The following is a 19,612-nucleotide window of genomic DNA, read 5'->3' as shown; positions in this document are numbered from 1 at the left end:
CGGGGGAAGTGACTTACCGGTTGCGCCCCCGTGGTGCTTAGGGGGTTCTAAGCACTGCACTTCTTCTTCGTTTGGGTGATGTGCTGCCCGGCCTAGTGTCCGCCACATGCAGCAGAACATCATTCAGACGGTCACCCCATCCGAGCCCCGGGCTTGGCACCGCCACTTCTTCATCGATCACGCTGGACACGTCTACCGCGTGTCGTTCCGTATCGGCGAGCAGGCGACGTGGGACCACAGATTCCATGAACTCGACGGGCGTGAGCTTGCAGCAGACGAGCTTGCGCTTTCTTCGTTCCATCTCTGGTTCATCCAGGTGTCGTGCGATGCTGCGGTGGGCGCAAAGCGGGTGACATTCGCGGCGCCTGCGAACGTCAATCTTGACGCTGACATTGCGTGTTGAATGAAGCCCTGGGACTACAAATCAAAACCCCGCGCCAGATGTTGGCGCGGGGTTTTTTTGTCGTTCAGGGGCGAGCCGGAGCACTCCGCCTCCTTATCAAGCGTACTCGAGTTCGGGGCGGCGCGCTTTGCGCGTGGCGCCGGGCCGTTGACCTGCGTGGTCGAGAGCGGCGCGGTGGGCCGCTTGTGCCGTAGCAAACTTCTTGCCGTCGAGCGCGCGGTAGCCGCTGAGGGCGGAGTGAAACTGGAAGGCAGTTTCACCTGCCTCGCGCACGACGATGCCGACGGCGTCACTGCCAATTTCGATGATGTAGGCCTGTGAAGTCATGAGTTCACTTTGCGCCGGGTAGGTTCCGGCACTCCCTTAGGGTGCTTTGATGACGATTTTGTGGGGCGAGGTGGCTATGCCACCGTCAGCATCAGCAACACATGCAACAGCAGCAGCGCGCACAGGAGTGGGCTGGTGTTGAACGGGCGAAGGTCGAAAGCACAAAGCTTACCATGGTTCTTCTCCTTGGAGCCGAAGCTGTGCGTAGAAACACAGCACCTTAGCGTTTGGTTTCGCGGCGCAATCCTGCTCTGCAAATCACCGCGGTCGTTGGCGACGGGACATACATGGGGTCGGTGAGCGGCGGGGTCAAATAAGAAGAAGCGGATTTCTTATGAGGGGAGTGGCGGACTGTGTGCGCGTCACGCATTGGCCCAGCCGTAGGAGACTTTGCCTTAGAACCATTCTCAAGAATGAGGCCCGTAAACCCTGGAAGAGTCGCTGGAATACAACGTCAGCTCGCGGATGAGCGAATCTGGATGGGGAGCGTCAAGTTTGTTTGTTGACTAGCTTGGTATGGTATTAATAATTACCTCAAGAGGCAGGCCTGCGGCAGCGAGGCGAAAGCGTTAGTCCCCAAGTGGCCGCTCTCCAGTCAGTTCCTGAATTGCCTATCCGCGTAAGTGTATTGCGTCCTTTGGGGGGCTTAGAGTCGTGTCAAAGAGTAGAGTACCCGTCGGCGTTGCGCCGGTAGGGAAGGCGTCCGATCGTCTTAATGTATCGCGCATCTCAGTTGGCCTTGCGTCCGTCGTTGCGGCCAGCACTGCAGGCTTCGGCGCTCAGGCCCAAGAGCAGGCGCCGACCCCCGCTCAGACTGAGTTGCCGCCGCTGGAAGTGACAACGCAGAAGGCAGCGCCCAAGAAAGCGAAGGCCAAGAAGAAGGCAGCATCCAGCACCGCTGTCTCTCCGGCGCCGCAGGGCCCTGCTGCGGAAACGGCCGTTGCGCCGCAGACGCCGAGCGAGCAGCTCGGGCTGACACCTCCGAGCGGAAATACGAACCAATCCGGCACCGGCCTTGGCCGTCTTCCCGGCACGCTGCAGGACATGCCGCAGACGGTCAATGTCGTGCCGCAGCAGCAGATCGAGCAGCAGAAGATATCGACGCTCGACCAGGCGCTGCGCAACGTTCCCGGCGTCACGGTAGCCATCGGTGAAGGCGGCGGCGGCATGAACGGCGACCAGTTCCGCATTCGTGGTTTCCAAGCCAAGGGCGACGTCTATGTCGACGGATTGCGGGACTTCGGCGTCTATGTGCGCGACGCGTTCGCACTAGAGCAGGTTGAGGTGATCAAGGGGCCGTCGTCTGAATCGTTCGGGATGGGCACCACGGGTGGCGCCATCAACGTGCAACAGAAAGCGGCGCACCTTGGCGATTCTGGTGAGGTGGTCGGTACGATTGGGCTCGGCAACGACTATTACCGAGGCATGATCGACATCAACAAGCAGATCAACGATACGACTGCCGCGCGTGCGGTGGGCATGTGGCACAATCAGGATATCGAGGATCGGGACCATATCTTCAGTGATCGCTGGGGCTTTCTCGGCTCTATCGCATTTGGCCTCAACACCGACGAACGGCTGACGGTCAATTACATGCATCAAACTGGAGATCGCATGCCAGACTTCGGCGTGCCGATCATCGATCCTGATGGTGCTGGCGGCCCCAAGCTCGGCCAGCCTGTGACTGAGTTCGGCGTTCCACGCTCGAACTTCTATGGAAAGGTGACCGACCAGGACGAAAGTCAGGTCGACATGATCACTGCGCGATACAGCAACAAACTCAACGACACCGTTACGATCTACAATGATACGCGGTTGGCATTCTACAGCCGCGACTTTGCTCAGAGCGTACCGAGTTGTTCGGGAAGCTGCCTGACGAGTGTGGTCGACGGGACATTTTCGGGGACCTACGGGCTTGGCGGTCCGGCGGGTTTCGATCAGGAGTCTTGGGGTGGACAGAACATCACCACCATGGTTGCGAAGGGGAACCTCGGAGGAATGCGGCATGAGTTCGTCGCAGGCATCGATGTGTTCTTCCAGAACGACAAGCGCACACAGAAGGGTGTTTACGACAGCAATGGCGACCTGCAGGCTGGTACTGGTAGTGCGGTGAAGGTACCCGGCACCATCGGGGATCCGAATTTTTGGAATACGACGGGCTACTACGTTGCCAATAACGAACTTAGCCGCAAGAAGGCGAACGCGTACGACGTAGGCTTGTTCGTCAGTGATCGGATGTGGTTGACGAAGGAGCTATCGATCCTCGGAGGCGTGCGTTGGGACAGCTATCATGCGTCCTATCGCGCGACCGATGCGCAAACGGGCAAGTGGACTGGTTCGACTGCCGCCAACCCTCCCGCTTATACAAGTGCTACGTCGGCGGCCGATGTGGAAACCGATGCCGAGTTCTGGAGCCCCAAGCTCGCAGTGATGTTCGAGCCGTCGAAGAATGAGACATATTATGTTTCGTGGGCCAAATCCTACACGCCCGTCGGCATGTTCATCACCAACGACAACAATTCGGTTCCGACGGCTGATGGGCAGGCCGGTGCAAACCCAGAAGAGAATGAGCTTTGGGAGCTCGGTGGAAAGTGGATGACGTCCGACGGACGGCTGGGGCTCACGGCAGCGTTGTTCCGGGTGGAGAAGGGCAACGCGACCTACAGTGAAGCTGACGGCGACGTTGTTGTTACTGGCGAGCGTCAGCGCGTGCAGGGCGTCGAGCTTGGTCTGACAGGCAAGGTGACGGATGCGCTTACCGTGCAGGCAGCCTACGCCTATTTCGACAGCGAGATTCTCTACAATCCCGCGACCACTGGAAATAACGCCGTAGCGGAGAACGCGAACAAGGGTAACCGCGTGTCGTTCGTGCCGACCAACTCCGCATCTGTGTGGGCAACTTATGAGGTTTCCAAGCACATCAATGTCGGTCCCGGAACGATGCTTCTGGGAGGCGGCGTAACCTTTACCGACTGGTACTACGTCAACTCTGGCAATACCTCGATCATTCCATCGAACTTCACGTTCGACGGCCTCGTGTCCTACGCGATCGACGATTGGACGTTCGCGGTGAACGGCTACAACCTGACGGATGAACTGAATTACGACGCCGGCTTCGGTAGTCGTGCCGTTGTTAGCGCGGGTCGAACAGTCTTGTTGACAGTGGGCAAGAAATTCTAAATCGGCGTAACTCCCATTTGCCGTATTACCCCCATGACCTTGGCAGGAGGGCGGAAGCCCTCCTGCCCCTTTCGTTTGAGAGAGCGACGAAGAGAAAGAAACGATGCTTGTTGCCATTCCAAACTTGCTGTCAGCCGATGAGGTGCGCGAGGTTCGCCGCATCCTTGAAGAGTCGGCGTGGGTAGACGGCAAGACGACTGCCGGTGAGCAGGCGGCGACGGCGAAGAACAACTTGCAGATTGCCGAAGGCTCGCCCGCGGCGCTGCAGGCTGGCGACATCATTCTGCGGGCGCTGGGACGCCATCCGATTTTTCATTCGGCGGCTCTGCCGCTGCGCGTCCTGCCGCCGATGTTCAACCGCTATGACGTCGGCATGACCTTCGGTGCGCATGTCGATGGTTCGATCCGCACCATTCCTGGCGCTAACATGCGTATGCGCGCGGATGTTTCCTCGACGCTGTTTCTAAGCGCGCCGGAGGAATACGACGGAGGCGAGCTGGTCATTTCTGACACCTACGGCGAGCAGCGGGTGAAGCTGCCCGCCGGGCACCTCGTTGTCTATCCGTCGACGAGCCTGCATGCGGTCACCCCTATCACGCGGGGAAGCAGGTGGAGTTCGTTCTTCTGGACGCAGTCCATGGTGCGGGACGACGGCCAGCGCGCGATGCTCTATGACCTCGATGTCGCCATCCGGGAGATCCGGGCGGAGCTGCCGGACGACAAGCGCGCGGTCGTGGCGATCACTAGCCACTATCACAACCTTTTGCGGCGTTGGGCAGAGCTGTGAATCGATGAGCGCGCGGAACATCTATTTCCCCATCCTGATGCAGCAGACGCCGGAAGAGTTCGGCGAACGCTTGGCGAACAATCCGGAGTACGCAAGCCGCTGGGCGCGCGAGGCCGCAGTGAATGGCAATCCGGAAGGGCAGCTCGCTTGGGGGCAGATGCTTCTGAACGGCTATGGCACGACGCGCGACATGGAGGCCGCGTTCCGCTGGTTCTCGCAGGCGGCGCGCGCGGGGCTTGCAGACGCGTTCAATATGGTCGGCCGATGCCATGAGCGGGGTTGGGGCGTGCCAATTGACTCGTCCGCGGCCATTGCCTGGTATCGACGCGCTGCCGACAAGGGCCACGCCTGGGCGCAGTACAACCTTGGTTGCCAGTACTTGCACGGCAATGGGGTCGCGCAGGACTACGCGCAAGCTCTCTCGTTGTTCGTACGTTCTGCGTGTCAGGGCAACGAGAAGGCGATGAACAAGCTCGGCCGCTTCCGGGAAGAAGGCTGGCATTGTCGCGCGAAGCTCAGTGCCGCGAAGCGTTGGTATCTGCGGGCGGCGGCGCGGGGGTGCTTCCGTGGGCAGTTTCATGCCGGCCGCCTGATGATGAATGACGGGGATGTCGAGGGCGCGGTGAAGTTCTTTTCCGCGTCGTGCAACAACGCGCCGCTGCCGTTTTGTCGCGAGGTGGGGACGATGTTGAGCCAGCATCCCAATCAACGGCTTGCCAGCATTGGACGCGAGGCACTGGCGCGGGCCGATCAACTCGTGCCGGTGACCCCCGCAGCGATGGCCGCCACTGCACTCATTACTCGTGCCGACTGATGTCTGATCCGGGAACCCGTGCATTCTGGCTAAGACACCTCCACCGCTGGCATTGGATCAGCGCGGCGCTGTGCCTCGTCGGCATGGTGCTGTTTGCGGCGACCGGCATCACGCTCAATCATGCCGGCAGCATCGAAGCCAAGCCGCAGGTGACGACGCGTACTGGGCAGCTGCCGTCGGCGCTGGTGCCAGATCTGGCGAAAGGATCAAAGGACGCGGCAGTGCCCGTTGGGGTGCGCGATTGGGTTGCATCCAACATCGGCGTGTCGATCGATGGTCAGAAGGTCGAATGGCAGAAGAACGAAGTTTATATCTCGCTGCCGCGGCCCGGCGGCGATGCTTGGCTGACGATCGATCGCGCGAGTGGTGACGTCGAGTATGAGCTCACCGATCGCGGCTGGATCTCGTATCTGAACGACCTGCACAAGGGGCGGAATGCGGGCGTGCTGTGGAGCCTGTTCATCGATGCGTTCGCCGGGGTGTGTCTGATTTTCTGCATCACCGGATTTTTCTTGCTGCAGTTCCATTCGGCGCGACGGCCCGCGACCTGGCCGACCGTTGGGCTGGGTGTCGTCATTCCCATCGTGCTCATTCTGCTGTTCGTGCACTAACAGAGGTCAACTGATGCGCAAGCTCCTAACCCTGGGCATTTCCGGCATAATCGCGGGGCCGGCTTTGTCTGGGCCGTCGGTCGCGGCGGAAATGAAGGTCAGCATCGAGGTTCCCAAGCTCGATGTTGCCGAGTACCACCGCCCGTACGTCGCGGCGTGGATCGAGAAGCCCGACGGTTCGGTCGCGGCAAACTTGAGCGTCTGGTACGACGTCAAGTCCGAGAACAAGAAGGGCAACAAGTGGCTGAAGGACCTGCGCCAGTGGTGGCGCCGGGCTGGCCGCGATCTGGAGATGCCGGTCGACGGTCTGTCGAGTGCGACGCGACCGGTGGGCAAGCACCCGATCGATTTATCGTCGTCCGCGCCTGCGCTCGCCGAGCTGCAGGCCGGTGAGTACGAACTGGTGGTGGAAGCCGCGCGTGAGGTTGGCGGGCGCGAGTTGCTACGCATCCCCTTCAAATGGCCGGCTGCCGCTGCCTTCTCGGGCACCGCCCAGGGGAAGGAAGAGCTCGGTGAAGTCGCCCTCGAAATCAAACCTTAGCCGAACAGGATTACCGCCCATGAAAACGTCTCTCAAATGGATGGTGCTGCCGTTCTGCGTTTGCCTTGCGGTGCCCGCATCTGCGCACCGGGCGTGGCTGCTGCCATCCACCACCGTCCTTTCCGACACCGGTTCGTGGATCACGGTCGATGCGGCCGTATCGGATACGCTCTTCTACTTCGATCACAACGCGATGCGCCTTGCCGGTGTCGGCAGCGATGGGCCGCGCGGAGAACGTGGTCCGCGTGGTGCCGATGGTCCGCCTCCGGGAGGTCCGCGCGCTGAAGGCCCCGGTGGTCCTGCTGGCCAAGGTCCTGGCCCGGGAGGTCCGCGACGGCAGATGCCGCCGCAGGAAATTGCGATCATCGCGCCGGACGGGTCGAGCGTGAAACCTCAGAATGGTGCCGTCGGCCGGTTCCGCAGCACCTTTGACATTCCCATCGAGAAGGCCGGGACCTACAAGCTCGCTGTCGTCGGCAGTGGCCTGATCGCCAGCTATATGCTGAAGGGCGAGCGCAAGCGCTGGCGCGGTACGGCGGAGAGCTTCAAGACCGACATCCCCGCGGACGCAACGGACGTGAAAGTCACCCAGCAGCAGCGGCGCCTGGAGACGTTCGTCACCGCGGGCAAGCCGTCGAAGGAAGTCTTCAAACCGACGGGCAAGGGATTGGAACTCGATCCCGTAACGCATCCCAATGACCTGTTTGCGGGTGAAGCGGCAAAGTTCCGCCTACTCATCGACGGAAAGCCGGCTGCGGGTGCGCGGGTGACTGTCGTTCCGGGTGGCATCCGCTATCGCGACTCGATCAACGAGATCAAGACGACGAGTGGCGACGATGGCGTCGTCTCCATTACCTGGCCGGAGCCCGGCATGTACTGGATGGAGGCCGTCGTCGAGGATGACAAGGCCGAAGTGCCGAACGCCAAGCGTCGGGCGAGCTATTCGGCGACGCTCGAGGTGATGAAGCCGTGATGCAAGACGGGGTTCCGGCGCGACGCGTGGCGGTGCCGCTGCGGATTTCGCAGCGGGCGGCGACAGCCCGCGCCGGGGCCTCGGTCAAGGCGCTCTGCGGCGAGACCATGGGGACGCGGTGGAGCGTCCGGTTGGTGGTCGAGGAGAGCAGAGAGCTAGCGTCCATCGTTGCGGAGATCGCATCGGCACTCGATGGCGTCATCGCAGAGATGAGCACGTGGGAGGCGGGGTCTGCGATCAGCCGGATCAACGCAGCGCCCGCTGGGTCGTGGCACGCGCTGCCGGCAAATTTCTATCGCGTGCTGGAATATGCGCTGGCAGTGGCGCGTGACACTGAGGGCGCCTTCGACCCGACCGTCGGGCGACTGGTGGCATTATGGGGCTTCGGCGCCGGTGCAGAGGTGCAGTGCGTGCCAACGGCTGAAGCCGTTGCAGCCGCGCGCGTTGATTGCGGATGGGCGCGGATCGAGCTGGACAAGCCGCGCCGGGCTGCGCTGCAACCGGGTGGCGTGCGCCTCGATCTTTCATCCGTGGCGAAGGGGTTTGCGGTCGATCGCGTGGCAGCCGTCGTGCGTGAGGCGGGGGTCGAGAGCTTCCTCGTCGAGATCGGCGGTGAGTTGCGCGGGGAGGGCGTGAAACCAGATGGGATGCCGTGGTGGGTGGCGCTCGAGCGGCCGCGCGGATCGGCGTCAGGCGCGGCGCCAATCGCCGACATCGTGGTTGCGCTGAACGGGCTTGCGGTTGCGACCTCGGGAAGCGCCGAGCACTTCTTCTCGATTGGCGGCCGGACGTTCTCGCACACCATCGACCCGCGCACGGGGTCGCCAGTTGCGCACGATCTCGTATCGGTAAGCGTGCTGCATCGCGAGTGCATGCATGCCGATGCTCTTGCGACAGCGCTCAGCGTTCTGGGACCCGACGCGGGCATGGAGCATGCGCTGCGGCTGGGCCTTGCGGCGCGCTTTGTGAGTGCAGTGCCTGGCGGTTACCGCGAGCGGTTGACGCCGCAGCTTGCTGCGATGCTGGCGTGAGGGCTGGCGTGCGCAGACTTCCGGCCGCTGCAGCTGTGATCGCGACGTGGGTGTCTGGGGCGCACGCGTGGACGGTGGATGGCGTCACGGCCGATCCTCAGCGTCTGGTGGCTGCTATGGCAGTGGTTCTGCTTTACGTGGCGGCCTCGGTGCTGCTGTCGATGCGCCACGCTGCAACGAAGCGCGTCGCGGATGGGCTTTCCGGGACTGACGGCGCTGCGGGATCGGTTCTCGTCGCTTATGCAAGTCAAACCGGATACGCCGAGCAGATCGCCAACAGCACGACGCGTGCTTTGTCGGCGGCCAATGTGCCTTCGCGGATGATCTCGTTTGCGGATCTCGACGACGAAGCTTTGCGCAAGGCGCAGATTGCGTTGTTCGTCGTGTCGACGACGGGTGAAGGTGATCCGCCGGATCCCGCGGTGCGTTTCGTGCGGTCGGTGATGCGTTCGCCGGTGGTAGCACCGGGCTTGCGGTACGGGGTGCTGGCGCTTGGCGATCGCAGCTTTACGCGCTTCTGCGCGTTCGGCGATGCCGTCGATACGTGGCTGGCGGAAAGAGATGCGACGCGGATGTTCGATGCCATTCGCGTCAACAACGGCGACCCTGACACGCTGGCGCAGTGGTGGCAGCGCGTCGGTGAGATCACTGGTTCCGTGGTCGAAGTCGACCCGCAGCCCGCAACGAGTGCGTGGATGCTCGCCACGCGCAGAGCTGCGAACCCGAATAATCCCGAGCATGCAGCATTTCACGTGATGCTGCGTCCGAAGGATGCTGTGCAGACTTGGGAGGCGGGCGACGTTGCCGTCATCGAAGTACGCAATGATCCGGCCGAGGTTGCCGTGCTCCTCGGCGAGCTTGGGCTCGAAGGAACGCTGCAGATCGAATCGGGTGGCTGCGTGCTGACGCTGTCCGAGCACCTGATGATGCGCGAGCTTCCGCAATCAGATGTGGAGATGGTTGCGCTATCGCGGATGTCTCCGGCGCTCCTGCTGAAGTCGCTGAAGCTGCTGCGGCCGCGTGAATACTCGATCGCGTCGCTGCCGGCAGACGGTGGGATCGAGTTGCTCGTTCGTCAGGCGCGACGTCCGAATGGACGGCTGGGCGTCGGCTCGGGATGGCTTACGCAGCATGCGGGTGTGGGCGATACGATAGAGTTGAGCGTTCGTGCGAATTCGGCATTCCGCGCACCCACGTCTGATAGACCGATGATCCTGATTGGAAACGGAACAGGCGTCGCGGGTTTGCGCGCGCATCTGAAGGCGCGTGCCGAGGCTGGCGCCATGCGCAACTGGCTGTTTTTCGGTGAGCGTACTGCTGCCGATGACCTCTTCTATCGCGACGACATTGCCAAGTGGCGCGTGGCGCGGGTTCTGGGGCGTTGCGACTTTGCGTTCTCGCGCGATGGAGAGCAGCGCAGTTACGTTCAGGACTGTGTGCGACGACGCGCCGACGACGTACGCGCTTGGATCGCCGATGGCGCTGCCATCTATGTGTGCGGGAGCCTGCAGGGGATGTCGGGCGCCGTGAACGATGTGCTCGGCGAGATCGTCGGCGCGCAAGTCTTGCAAGAGCTGGTCGAGACAGGCCGCTACCGGCGCGACGTCTATTAGACGAGCTTCCGGTTGCGATCAGCGCTTGATGCGGAACTGGATCGGCAGCGAGAAGCTGAACGACAGTTCAGCCATGTCGGAAGGGGGGCGCGGGAAGGGGCTAGCGCGGCTCAGCACTTCGATCGCCTCTTGATCGAGTAGCGACGATCCGGAGCTCTTCTCCAGGTGCGTGGCGATGACTTTCCCGGAGCGGTCGATCGAGAACGACACGCTGGCAACGCCTTCCTCGCCGTTTTTGCGGGCGTCGTGCGGATATTTCTTGTGCTTGTTGAGATGCAGGGCGACCGACTTTTGCCAGCTCAGAGTGGCTTCGGACGGCTTGCTGGAGATGCCTTGCTTGGGCGCGACCGGCTTTTCGGCGGGCGGTGCTTCGACGGGCGGCGGAGCGCTGGTCTCCTGCGAGGCGACAGAGGCGACGGGGATGGCCTTCTGCTCCGGGCGCGGGTCTTCCTCGGCCTTCTCCTCCTCGACTTCCTCGACGGGCTTTGCCTTGTCGATCACGACCTCCGGGTTGGGGGCCAGCGGGGCCTCCTTAACCTCGGGCATCTCGATTTCGGACTTTTCCTTCACCTCCTCGGTCGGCGCGACGGCTGCTGCTGCTTCCTCGGCGCGCATGCCAATCGCAAGATTGAGCTTCTCGGCCGGAGGCGCCATGGCGATGGGTGCGAGCTCGAGCAGGAACGCGCCTTCGGTTTCGTCGGTCGTTTCTTCCTCGGGCCAACTCACGAGGGCGAGCGCGCCAGCGGCGGCGTGCATCGAGAGCATCAGCGCGCCGGCGATGATCCAGCGACGCACGCGTGGGCCCGATCCCTCTAGGAGTTCGAGGTGTGCGCTCATGGCGTTGCGGGCTGGCCTGACGGTGCTGGCGGCGGGGAGGGTATTGCCGAAGGTGGAGCGGGTGCGCCGGCCGGGCCGGGCGGTCCTTCGAGGCCGACGAGTGCAACCTTGAGATAGCCGGCTGCGCGCAGGGTATCCATGAGCCGCATCAATTCGGCGTAGGGCACCGTTTTATCGGCGCGCAAGAACAGCCGCTTGTTGCGGTCGGAGCTCGTTTTGGCGTCGAGCGCAGATCCGAGGTTGGTCCACAAAACCATATCGTTGCCGACGGCAAGTGACAGGTCGGATTTCAGGGTGACGAACATGGGTTTGTCGGGCTTGGTGCTGGGCTTGGCGGCCGAGACGGGAAGCTCGACGGGCACGTCGACCGTCGAGAGCGGCGCGACCACCATGAAGATGATCAGGAGCACAAGCATGACGTCGATGAACGGGGTGACGTTGATCTCGTGCGACTCTGAGAGATCGTCGCCGTCTTGGAGCTTACCGGCCATGGGTTACTCCGCGGCTCGAAGTTCGGCGCGCACTCCACGGTCGAAGTCACGCGATACGAGGCCGAGGACGGCAACCGATGCATCGCCCGCGAGTGCCTTATAACCGCTGATGGCGCGCGCGAAGTGGTTGTAGACGATGACTGCGGGAATAGCGGCGACGAGGCCGAAGGCGGTGGCCAACAGCGCCTCGGCGATACCCGGAGCGACGATGGCGAGGTTGGTCGTTTGCGCTTCTGAGATGCCGATGAAGCTGTTCATGATGCCCCAGACGGTGCCGAAGAGACCGACGAAGGGGGCAGTCGAACCGATGGTGGCGAGCACGCCGGTGCCGCGGTTGATGTCGCGACCGGCCGCTAACTCGACGCGGTCAAGGCGCGCCTCGATGCGCTCCTTGATGGCGTATTTGTCGGCAACGTCCCAGGACGCACGCGTTTCGGCTACTGCGGCGCTGATCATGGACGGGACGACGCCACGCTTGGAATCGACCAATTGTGCAGCTTCTGCTAGCGAGTTGGCAGCGGCAAGCTTGCGGAGATGCGACCGCAGACGGCGCTTGGCGAAGAAGAGCTCGATGGTTTTGGCGAGCCACACGGTCCAGGTCACGACCGAAGCCAGCAGCAATCCGATCATCACCGCCTTCACGATGATGTCGGCCTGCATGAACATGCCCCAGGGCGACAGATCGCGCGGGAGCTTCTCGGCGTTGACGTGGCCAACGGTGGTGGGGGCCGCCTCGGTCGAGGGCGCCGCGCCGGGTGTCGTGGGTGCGTTCATCATGGCCGCACCGCCAGCTGGATCAGCGGGCTGGGCGAGATCGTGCGTAGCGGCGGTCGTGGGATCGGATGTTGCCTCTCCGTGGGCGGACGCCGCTGCGTCCGATGCTGGCGCTGCAGGGGCGTCAGGCGACGCGGACATCTGGGAAGGTGCGGACGGATTAGCCGACGGTTGCTGCGCGGTGGTGCTGTCGGCGGGCGGGCTCGCCATCTGCGGAACGGCAGCAGCGGGCGCGGTTGCTTCGGGACTTGTGATTGGCGTCGCGGTGATGGTTTCGGGAGACACGCTCGGCGCGGTCACTGCTGCGGCAGGGGGTGAAGTTGTCGGAGACACTTCTTGAGCTTGCGATGAGCTGTAGGAGCTAATCAGAAATATTCCGATGGCTCCAAATAGTTTAGAGGTATTCCAAACTTTTGAGTGTCCGCTATTCATGATGCCGAATTCTGATTTGCTCGATGAAGACCCCATGCATCCATTGGCGATACCATACTTTGCATGTCAAGTTTGAATTGAATTATTCGCATAGGCGATGGCTCAATTGCGTTGGATACAACACAGGTGGCCGGACGTCGCCGCGTGCAATTCCGACAAAATCAGAACTAGTTGGCGCAACTCGGGCAGGGGGCGGTTGCCAAGTCGCCGCAGCACTTGGCCGCGGCTATAGCTGTGCTACATATCCACCATGACCGACAAACCAATGCCGAAGGACGAGGCTGGCTGGCGTGAAGTATTGACGCCGGAGCAGTATCGCGTGTTGCGCGAGAAGGGTACGGAAGCTCCGTTCACGGGCAAGCTTCCGCATGTGGAGGGTGATGGGACTTTCACCTGCTCTGCCTGTGGCAATCCCTTATTTGCGTCGGACACGAAGTTCGATTCAGGAACGGGTTGGCCATCGTTCGACGAGGCTTTGCCGGGTGCCGTCGAGTATCATCGCGACGCCTCGCACGGCATGGTGCGCACGGAGATCACGTGCGCGCGGTGCGGCTCGCACCTTGGCCATGTGTTCGACGATGGACCGACCGACAGCGGCAAGCGCTTTTGCATCAACTCGGTGTGCCTGAACCTCGACGCCAAGCCGAAGGACTGACTTGGCTGTCTTAGGTCAGATGCCGGCGTACCAGGCATAGCCGCGGTCTTCCCAGAAACCACCGGCGCCACCCTCGATCATGGCATAGCTCGAGACCGCCTCGATGCGCTGGATGTACTTGGCGTGCTTGTAGCCAAGCTGGCGCTCTACGCGCAGGCGCAGCGGAGCGCCGTGCGGGACAGTGAGCGGGGCGTTGTTCATGTCGTAGGCGAGGATCGTCTGGGGATGGAATGCATCGATAAGGTCGATGCTCTCATAGTAATTGCTGGCGGCGCCGAGCTTGTCGGCGCAGTTGAAGACAAGGTAGCGCGCCTCGGGCTTCAGGCCGATGCTTTGCAGCAGAGGCGTCATTTGTGCGCCGGTCCATTTGCCGATGGCGCTCCAGCCTTCTACGCAGTCATGGCGGGTGATCTGCGTACGCGATGGGAGTGCGCGTAGATCAGCAAGGCTGAGTGAGGCCGGGCGATCCACAAGGCCGTCGATGGTCAGGCGCCAATCGGAGAAGCCGTTCTGCGCCTGCGCTTGATAGGCGGGATCAGCGACGCTGGTCGAGCCGTTGGCCTTGAAGTGCGTCGAGAGATCGGCCTCGGTGTATTCGCGAGCGAGATCGCGCTCGGTGAGGATGAGGCGCTGCACGTTCTGGGTGAGCCACTCGGCCTTCGAGAGCAGATCGCGGAACGATGGCGACTGCGAAAGCTGATCGCATCCGCCGAGGAAGGCTGCGCCACCGAGGGCCGCGCCACGGGCAAGGAAGCTGCGGCGCGAGATGTTCGGGGTGCGCTTCATGCTGCTTCTCCACGTGATGGCTGATCGTCGGGCGTGATGGCGTAGCGGCCGGTGATCATCGAGCGAATGTTGTTGAATGCGCCGGATGCGAACACCATCACGATGTGGACAATGAAGAACAGCGTCAGGCCAAGGGCGCAAAGGAAGTGGATCGTGCGCGCGGATTGCCTGCCGCCGAAGATATCGAGCAGCGCAGGGAAGGCTGCATCCATGCCTGGCGACATCGTCAATCCCGTCAGGAAGACAAGGGGGAGCAGGCCGAAGATCACCGCCAGGTAGGCCAGCTTCTGGAGCACGTTATAGCGCTTGGCTTCTTCGCCTTTGGGGAAGTGAAAGCGGGCGTGTTCCGAAATCGAATGGCCGATGGTGCGGAACTCGCCTTTCGTGGGTGCGAGGTCGCGGCGCACGTGCCCGCTGAAGAATGCGTAGATCAGATACGCCAGCCCGTTGAAAACGAGCAGCCAGGCAAAGAAGAAATGCCAGCGACGACCGGTAGCGAGGTCGCGGTATGACGGGATGGTGATCCAATCGGGGAAGCCACGTGCTTCGAGGCGGCCGCTCGGTCCGGTCGAAAGGCCGAAGACGCCTGTCGTATCGAAAGAATGCGAGCCGATCGTGGTGACGCCGACGTAGCTGCCATTGTCTCGCTGAACGGCATCCATGCTGAGGATCGCGGCAGAAGGCTCGGATTTGCTGCCGAGGTAGAGCGTGGGATGTGCGTTGAAGATCTGCAGTCCGCTCAGCAGCAGGATCAGCAGACAGAGGGCGTTGACCCAATGCGTGAGCCGGACCAGCATCGCGTGGCGATAGACAAGCTCCGTTCGCGGTATGTCGGTGGCGGCTGTGACCATGTGGTGTCCAATCGTGCCGATTTTCAGCGTATCGCGTTAAGCAGCAGCTAAACTTCAAAAGCGTGTCGTTATCTCGGTAATCCAGGCGGGAGATGCATCAATCAGCGTGGCTTCGAGCGGCTTGTCGAGACCGCTGATGATAAACCCGCCAACGAGTATGAGCAGGGTTCCGAGCACGATCTTGCCACCCTTGCCGGCATCCAGCAGGCGCCCGCGCCACCGCTGCATTGTTTCGCGGGATAGAAGCCCGAGCAACAGCAGGGGGAGTGCTGCACCAATTCCGAATGCGAGCATAGTGAGGAAAACCTGCACGAGGTCTTCTCCTTTGGCGGCAAGAAGAGATGCCGCGCCGAGTGTCGGGCCAACGCATGGGCTCCAGACCGCTCCCAGAAGGAGACCCAAGGAGAACTGGCCGCCCAGGCCCGATGCCTCGAAGCCGCCGAAAGTGTCGTCGGTCCATGAGGCCAGTGGAGCGGCGGCGGTTGCCAACTGCGTTTGCAGATACGGGACGAGAAGGACGATACCGGCAAGCATCAGAAGAGACGCCGCGACGGGACGGAAAAAGTCAGCGTCGAATCCGAGGCCATATCCGATGGTCGCGATGAACATTCCGATAGCGACGAAGGATACGGCGAGACCCGATGCCAGTGCGAAGGGCCCGAGTTTGTGCTCGCCGACTGCTGTCGCGAGGACGAGCGGCAGCAATGGCAGGACGCATGGTGAAAGCGTCGAGAGCGAACCTGCCAGGAATGCCAGAGATGTGCTGCCGGCGAGCATGGCGGCGTCTCTACTTCAGTGTGGTCGCAAGGAGCGCTTCGATGGAGGAGGCACTCGTATCACCCACCGAGCGGCCAGTTTCTTTGTCGCCCTTGAACGCGATGAGGGTGCTCTGCTTCTGCACGCCGAAAGTCTTGAGAGCGTCCTTCTGATTATCGTAATCGAGCTTGAAGACGGTCAGCCCGTCGTACTTGGCCTCGCCCTTGAGCGTGCCAAAGACCTTCTGCTGTGCGCGACACGTCGGGCACCACGGCGCAAAGGCATCGACGAGTATCGGCTTACCGCTGACTTGTGCGGCCTTGAAGGCGGCGTTCGTGAATGGCTGTTCGTTGAACGCGGCGGCGGCTCCCGCAGTCAGCGCCCCAATCATCAGCGTGGTGGCTATCGTCGTCAGGGTTCGTGCGCGCAGCATGATGAGCTCCGGTGTGTCGTTGCATTCACCCAGAGTACGGCGGCGATGGTGGAAACGTTACAAGGGTCAGGTGGAGTCCCGCGCTGGTAGGCGCGCAAGCGGAATGCGGAGCGCGACATGGCAGCCGCTCTCGGGGGTAAGGATGCTGAGCGTTGCGCCCCAGGCTTCGGCGATGTCGCCGACGATGGCCAGCCCCAGGCCTGCCGAGCCTAATGAGTCAAGGCGGCCTCCCCGCTTCAGTGCTTCGGCGGCGCGCGCGGGAGGGATGCCCGGCCCGTCGTCGATGACGGAAAGGATCGCGTAACCTTCCGAGACTGCTGCGCTGACGGTGACACCCGTGGTGGCGTGGCGCGCTGCGTTCTCGACGAGATTGCCGAGCGCTTCCGTGAGGTCTTCGGCATCGATGCGGGCGACCAGCCCGGATGGAATATCGACGCTCCAGCCGAGATGACGGCCTTGTGGCGTTCGCTCCATGACGCGGACGACGCGGTTGGCTACCGCGGACACGTTGGCGGAGGCGTTTGCAACGTTGAAGCCGCTGCGGGCGCGCGCCAGTTCACGGTCGACGTGGCGGCGCATTGTGCCGGCGATGCTCTCGATGTCCGCGGCCAGGTCGGCTTCACCTTTGGCGGCTAGGCGCTCGGCGTCGTCACTCAACAGCTGAAGCGGTGTCTTCAAGCCGTGGGCAAGATCGGCGGCACGCGTGCGCGCTTTTTCTATCTGGCGGTCGCGTGCGTCCAGCAGACGATCGATCTCGTGCGCGAGGGGCAAGACTTCATCGGGGAATTTTCCGCCGAGGCGAGGCGTGTCACCGGTGGCAATGTCGGCAAGCTTGCGGCGAATGGCGGTCAGGGGCTTGAGCCCGATAGCGACTTGCGCCCACGCGGCGGCCGTCAGCAGCAAAGCGAGAACTGCGAGCAGCGGCAGGATGGCATTGGCGAAGCCGCGCGATGCCGCGTTGATGGTGGCATCGTCGATCGCTACAGCGATGCGCGCCGTCGCGCGGCCCAGCCTGCCAGGCAGCTCAATGCGGCGTTGCACGAGATGCAGGAATTGTTTGTCGGGTCCGGCGAGCTCGTACTCGTGCAGCTCATCTCCGACCGCGGCCTCGGGGGGAAGGGCGATTTCGAAGTCCCAGAGCGAACGCGAGCGCAGCACAGGACCATCGGGTTCAATGTTGACCTGCCAATAGAGTCCCGAGAGCGGTCGCTGGAAGCGTGGATCGTTGGGCGGGTGGAGTACCGTGAAAGCACCATCGGGTGCTCTGTCGATGCCGGCGATAACCTGGTCGATGTACGATGCGAGTTCAGCGTTGATCCAGCGCTCTACGTGGCGTTCGAAGAGATATGTGAGGGCCGCTGCGGAGATCGCGAGAGCAGCGAGCACAAAGATCGCCGCACCCAAAAGGAGCCGCAGGCGGAGCGAGCCGAGGCTCATGCGCTTGCATCCGGTATGATGTAACCGAAGCCGCGGCGCGTTTCGATGACATCGGGTCCGAGCTTCTTGCGCAGCCGCATGATGAGGGCTTCGAGGGCATTGGCATTGCGGGCGTCATCGTCGCCGTAAAGGTGCTCGATGAGTTCGTGCGGTGGCACGACGCGGCCTTTGTGGTGCATCAAATAGGCGATGAGGCGATATTCGAGCGGGGAGGCCTGAATGGCTTCGCCGTTGATGAGAATGCGCATCTGGCGCGTGTCGAGGACGAGGCTGCCCGCCTCGAGTATCGCGCTGGCCTGACCGACGGAGCGGCGGATGAGTGCCCGCACGCGTGCGAGAAGTTCCTCGGTGCGGAAAGGCTTGGTGAGGTAATCGTCGGCGCCTGCGTCGATGCCCTCGACGCGCTCCGGCCAGGCGCCGCGTGCGGTCAGGACGAGAACCGGCATCGTTCGCCCGGCGCTGCGCCAGCGCTTCAAGACGGCAAGACCATCCATGCTGGGTAGCCCAAGATCGAGCACCACGAGGTCGTAGGCTTCGGTGTCGCCGCGGAACCAAGCGTCTTCCCCGTCGCCGGAGACATCGCATGCGTAGCCCGCGGCGCTAAGGGCCGCCTGGATACTCTCACTGATGCGCGGGTCGTCCTCCACGATCAGGATGCGCATCAATCGTCGTCCTCTACCTTGAGCACCTTGCCGGTCTTGGCGTCGGTTTCAACCTCGACCACGCGGCCGTCGGCTCCGAGGATCTTTACGTCATAGACGTAGATGCCGTCCTCGATCTCCAGCTCTACCTCCAGCAATTCGCCGGGTACTTTCGCTTTGACGGAGGTGAGAATTTCCTCGAGCGGGCGAATACGTCCTTCGCTGAGCAGGCGTTTGGCCTCGTCGGGACCGATGTCGGCGGCATGGACCGCCAGTGTCGCGCCCAGGACGAGAAGGCTGGCGGCTAGAATGCGGAAACTGGTGGAAGCGCTTTTCATGATGGGAGCTTGGGGCGGATTGGCTGACAACTCCCTGACGGCCCGGGTCAGATTGGTGTCAGGGGGGCTGGTCCAGGTTGGATCGCAGCCGGCCTGGGAGCCGGCGAAGCGAAGCAAGGAGATACAACCATGTCATTCAAGCTGGGGGCTGCGGCTCTTACCCTCTCTATCCTCGCCGGCTCCGCCGCTTATGCCGACAATCACCAGCGGCTGAACGTGCCGCGCGATCAATGGCTGAGCCCGTCGCAGATTTCCGAGAAGCTGTCGGCCCAGGGTTACAAGGTGAGCGAGATTGAGACCGACGATGGAACGTACGAGGTCGATCTCGTCGACAAGAACGGGACGCGCATCGAGGCGCACGTGCATCCGGCAACGGGCGAGCTGCTCGTCGGCTACGACGACTGAACGGCGATAAACTTTAGGTAAGCAGGGCGGCCGGGGTTTCCCGGCCGTTCTTGCATTCAGCGGGACGAAGTCAGCGCCATAGTCCTAGGTCTTCCCACTTCGATTCGGGAATTTCATCACCGACCTCGTAGTTGAAGGACAGCGCCTTCATTTGATCGGGGGACACGTCGCAGGTGAACTTCAATCGGTACCAATGGGACTTCGCCCGCACCGCCCCGCCGCTGGTTGAGACCTGCGTGCCGGTGAATTTGGCGCGGCCCATGATGCTGGTTTTGATGCGATCGACCTTCGCTAGCTTGCGGTCGCGCCGCATGGTGTCGACGCCCTTGATCACGCAGACTTGGTGCGCGCGTTCCTCGGGATCCAATTTTAGAAGCTGGTCGTGAATGCTAGCCGCGGTGGCCGTGACAGGGACTGCCAGCACGAGCGCCAGCGCAGCAATCGTCAATTTCATGTTTCCCCCCGAAAACAGGGCAAAGAGCCCTAGTCCTAATGA

At 62.4% G+C, this 19,612-nt stretch carries 24 protein-coding genes; 12 read left to right on the top strand and 12 right to left on the bottom strand.

Annotation, left to right across the window (positions count from 1 at the left end; all coding sequences use genetic code 11):
• Positions 1-106: 106 nt before the first annotated feature.
• Positions 107-403, top strand: coding sequence for a hypothetical protein (locus ACP15D_RS02550; protein ID WP_424955999.1), 297 nt, complete (start codon positions 107-109; stop codon positions 401-403).
• A gap of 96 nt (positions 404-499) precedes the next feature.
• Here the strand turns inward: ACP15D_RS02550 and ACP15D_RS02545 are convergent, their stop codons facing one another.
• Complete coding sequence (locus ACP15D_RS02545) at positions 500-730, bottom strand: hypothetical protein (protein WP_424955998.1); 231 nt, start codon at positions 728-730, stop codon at positions 500-502.
• A 654-nt stretch (positions 731-1,384) separates the two neighbouring features.
• On the opposite strand from ACP15D_RS02545, the gene ACP15D_RS02540 reads away from it, so the two are divergent.
• The 8 genes from ACP15D_RS02540 to ACP15D_RS02505 all read left to right on the top strand — a co-directional run bounded on the left by ACP15D_RS02540 (position 1,385) and on the right by ACP15D_RS02505 (position 10,280).
• Positions 1,385-3,910 (top strand): TonB-dependent receptor domain-containing protein, encoded by a 2,526-nt coding sequence (locus tag ACP15D_RS02540; protein WP_424955997.1) that lies wholly within the window; start codon positions 1,385-1,387, stop codon positions 3,908-3,910.
• 103 nt (positions 3,911-4,013) lie between these two features.
• Positions 4,014-4,697, top strand: coding sequence for a Fe2+-dependent dioxygenase (locus ACP15D_RS02535; protein WP_424955996.1), 684 nt, complete (start codon positions 4,014-4,016; stop codon positions 4,695-4,697).
• A gap of 4 nt (positions 4,698-4,701) precedes the next feature.
• On the top strand, positions 4,702-5,511 hold the full coding sequence (locus ACP15D_RS02530; RefSeq protein WP_424955995.1) for a tetratricopeptide repeat protein: 810 nt from the start codon (positions 4,702-4,704) through the stop codon (positions 5,509-5,511).
• Positions 5,511-6,122, top strand: a complete 612-nt coding sequence (locus ACP15D_RS02525) for a PepSY-associated TM helix domain-containing protein (protein ID WP_424955994.1) — start codon at positions 5,511-5,513, stop codon at positions 6,120-6,122. The genes ACP15D_RS02530 and ACP15D_RS02525 overlap by 1 nt, the downstream gene beginning before the upstream one ends.
• 13 nt (positions 6,123-6,135) lie before the next feature.
• The gene (locus ACP15D_RS02520; RefSeq protein ID WP_424955993.1) at positions 6,136-6,663 is read left to right on the top strand and encodes a DUF2271 domain-containing protein; all 528 of its coding nucleotides are present in this window, start codon (positions 6,136-6,138) and stop codon (positions 6,661-6,663) included.
• 19 nt (positions 6,664-6,682) lie between these two features.
• Entirely contained in the window at positions 6,683-7,636 is a 954-nt protein-coding gene (locus tag ACP15D_RS02515; protein ID WP_424955992.1) for a DUF4198 domain-containing protein, read from the top strand.
• Positions 7,636-8,667: an FAD:protein FMN transferase gene (locus ACP15D_RS02510; protein ID WP_424955991.1), complete on the top strand. Its 1,032-nt coding sequence runs from the start codon at positions 7,636-7,638 to the stop codon at positions 8,665-8,667. Before ACP15D_RS02515 ends, ACP15D_RS02510 begins: the two co-directional genes overlap by 1 nt.
• An 8-nt stretch (positions 8,668-8,675) precedes the next feature.
• Entirely contained in the window at positions 8,676-10,280 is a 1,605-nt protein-coding gene (locus ACP15D_RS02505) for a sulfite reductase subunit alpha (protein ID WP_424955990.1), read from the top strand.
• Between the two features lie 18 nt (positions 10,281-10,298).
• Here the strand turns inward: ACP15D_RS02505 and ACP15D_RS02500 are convergent, their stop codons facing one another.
• The 3 genes from ACP15D_RS02500 to exbB are packed head-to-tail and all read right to left on the bottom strand — an operon-like array spanning position 10,299 to position 12,385.
• Entirely contained in the window at positions 10,299-11,117 is an 819-nt protein-coding gene (locus tag ACP15D_RS02500; RefSeq protein ID WP_424955989.1) for an energy transducer TonB, read from the bottom strand.
• Positions 11,114-11,608 (bottom strand): TonB system transport protein ExbD, encoded by a 495-nt coding sequence (gene exbD / locus ACP15D_RS02495; protein ID WP_424955988.1) that lies wholly within the window; start codon positions 11,606-11,608, stop codon positions 11,114-11,116. Before exbD ends, ACP15D_RS02500 begins: the two co-directional genes overlap by 4 nt.
• Before the next feature lie 3 nt (positions 11,609-11,611).
• Positions 11,612-12,385 carry a tonB-system energizer ExbB gene (exbB, locus tag ACP15D_RS02490; protein WP_424955987.1) on the bottom strand — a complete coding sequence of 258 codons (774 nt, stop codon included), beginning with the start codon at positions 12,383-12,385 and terminating at the stop codon, positions 11,612-11,614.
• Between exbB and ACP15D_RS02485 the strand changes: the two genes are divergently transcribed.
• Both ACP15D_RS02485 and msrB read left to right on the top strand, forming a co-directional pair.
• Positions 12,384-12,722 carry a hypothetical protein gene (locus ACP15D_RS02485; RefSeq protein WP_424955986.1) on the top strand — a complete coding sequence of 113 codons (339 nt, stop codon included), beginning with the start codon at positions 12,384-12,386 and terminating at the stop codon, positions 12,720-12,722. The two genes, exbB and ACP15D_RS02485, sit on opposite strands and share 2 nt — an antisense overlap.
• A 342-nt stretch (positions 12,723-13,064) precedes the next feature.
• Positions 13,065-13,469 (top strand): peptide-methionine (R)-S-oxide reductase MsrB, encoded by a 405-nt coding sequence (msrB, locus tag ACP15D_RS02480; protein WP_424955985.1) that lies wholly within the window; start codon positions 13,065-13,067, stop codon positions 13,467-13,469.
• Positions 13,470-13,484: 15 nt separating this feature from the next.
• On the opposite strand, the gene ACP15D_RS02475 is transcribed toward msrB, so the two are convergent.
• The 7 genes from ACP15D_RS02475 to ACP15D_RS02445 all read right to left on the bottom strand — a co-directional run bounded on the left by ACP15D_RS02475 (position 13,485) and on the right by ACP15D_RS02445 (position 18,711).
• The gene (locus ACP15D_RS02475) at positions 13,485-14,255 is read right to left on the bottom strand and encodes a molybdopterin-dependent oxidoreductase (RefSeq protein WP_424955984.1); all 771 of its coding nucleotides are present in this window, start codon (positions 14,253-14,255) and stop codon (positions 13,485-13,487) included.
• The gene (locus ACP15D_RS02470) at positions 14,252-15,106 is read right to left on the bottom strand and encodes a cytochrome b/b6 domain-containing protein (RefSeq protein ID WP_424955982.1); all 855 of its coding nucleotides are present in this window, start codon (positions 15,104-15,106) and stop codon (positions 14,252-14,254) included. Before ACP15D_RS02470 ends, ACP15D_RS02475 begins: the two co-directional genes overlap by 4 nt.
• Before the next feature lie 54 nt (positions 15,107-15,160).
• Complete coding sequence (locus tag ACP15D_RS02465; protein WP_424955981.1) at positions 15,161-15,883, bottom strand: cytochrome c biogenesis CcdA family protein; 723 nt, start codon at positions 15,881-15,883, stop codon at positions 15,161-15,163.
• 10 nt (positions 15,884-15,893) lie between these two features.
• On the bottom strand, positions 15,894-16,295 hold the full coding sequence (locus tag ACP15D_RS02460; RefSeq protein WP_424955980.1) for a thioredoxin family protein: 402 nt from the start codon (positions 16,293-16,295) through the stop codon (positions 15,894-15,896).
• Positions 16,296-16,361: 66 nt separating this feature from the next.
• Complete coding sequence (locus ACP15D_RS02455; protein WP_424955979.1) at positions 16,362-17,732, bottom strand: ATP-binding protein; 1,371 nt, start codon at positions 17,730-17,732, stop codon at positions 16,362-16,364.
• A complete protein-coding gene (locus ACP15D_RS02450; RefSeq protein ID WP_424955978.1) occupies positions 17,729-18,394 on the bottom strand; it encodes a response regulator transcription factor in 666 nt (221 codons plus the stop codon). Before ACP15D_RS02450 ends, ACP15D_RS02455 begins: the two co-directional genes overlap by 4 nt.
• Positions 18,394-18,711 (bottom strand): PepSY domain-containing protein, encoded by a 318-nt coding sequence (locus tag ACP15D_RS02445; protein ID WP_424955977.1) that lies wholly within the window; start codon positions 18,709-18,711, stop codon positions 18,394-18,396. Before ACP15D_RS02445 ends, ACP15D_RS02450 begins: the two co-directional genes overlap by 1 nt.
• A gap of 129 nt (positions 18,712-18,840) precedes the next feature.
• Here ACP15D_RS02445 and ACP15D_RS02440 point away from each other — a divergent pair, with 129 nt between their 5' ends.
• Positions 18,841-19,116, top strand: coding sequence for a PepSY domain-containing protein (locus ACP15D_RS02440; protein ID WP_072377850.1), 276 nt, complete (start codon positions 18,841-18,843; stop codon positions 19,114-19,116).
• 70 nt (positions 19,117-19,186) lie between these two features.
• Here the strand turns inward: ACP15D_RS02440 and ACP15D_RS02435 are convergent, their stop codons facing one another.
• Complete coding sequence (locus tag ACP15D_RS02435; protein ID WP_424955976.1) at positions 19,187-19,570, bottom strand: DUF930 domain-containing protein; 384 nt, start codon at positions 19,568-19,570, stop codon at positions 19,187-19,189.
• Positions 19,571-19,612 lie beyond the last annotated feature (42 nt).

It is taken from the genome of Hyphomicrobium sp. 1Nfss2.1 (assembly GCF_965243865.1).
GTDB lineage: Bacteria > Pseudomonadota > Alphaproteobacteria > Rhizobiales > Hyphomicrobiaceae > Hyphomicrobium_A.
This window is presented reverse-complemented; position numbering and strand designations above follow the sequence as displayed.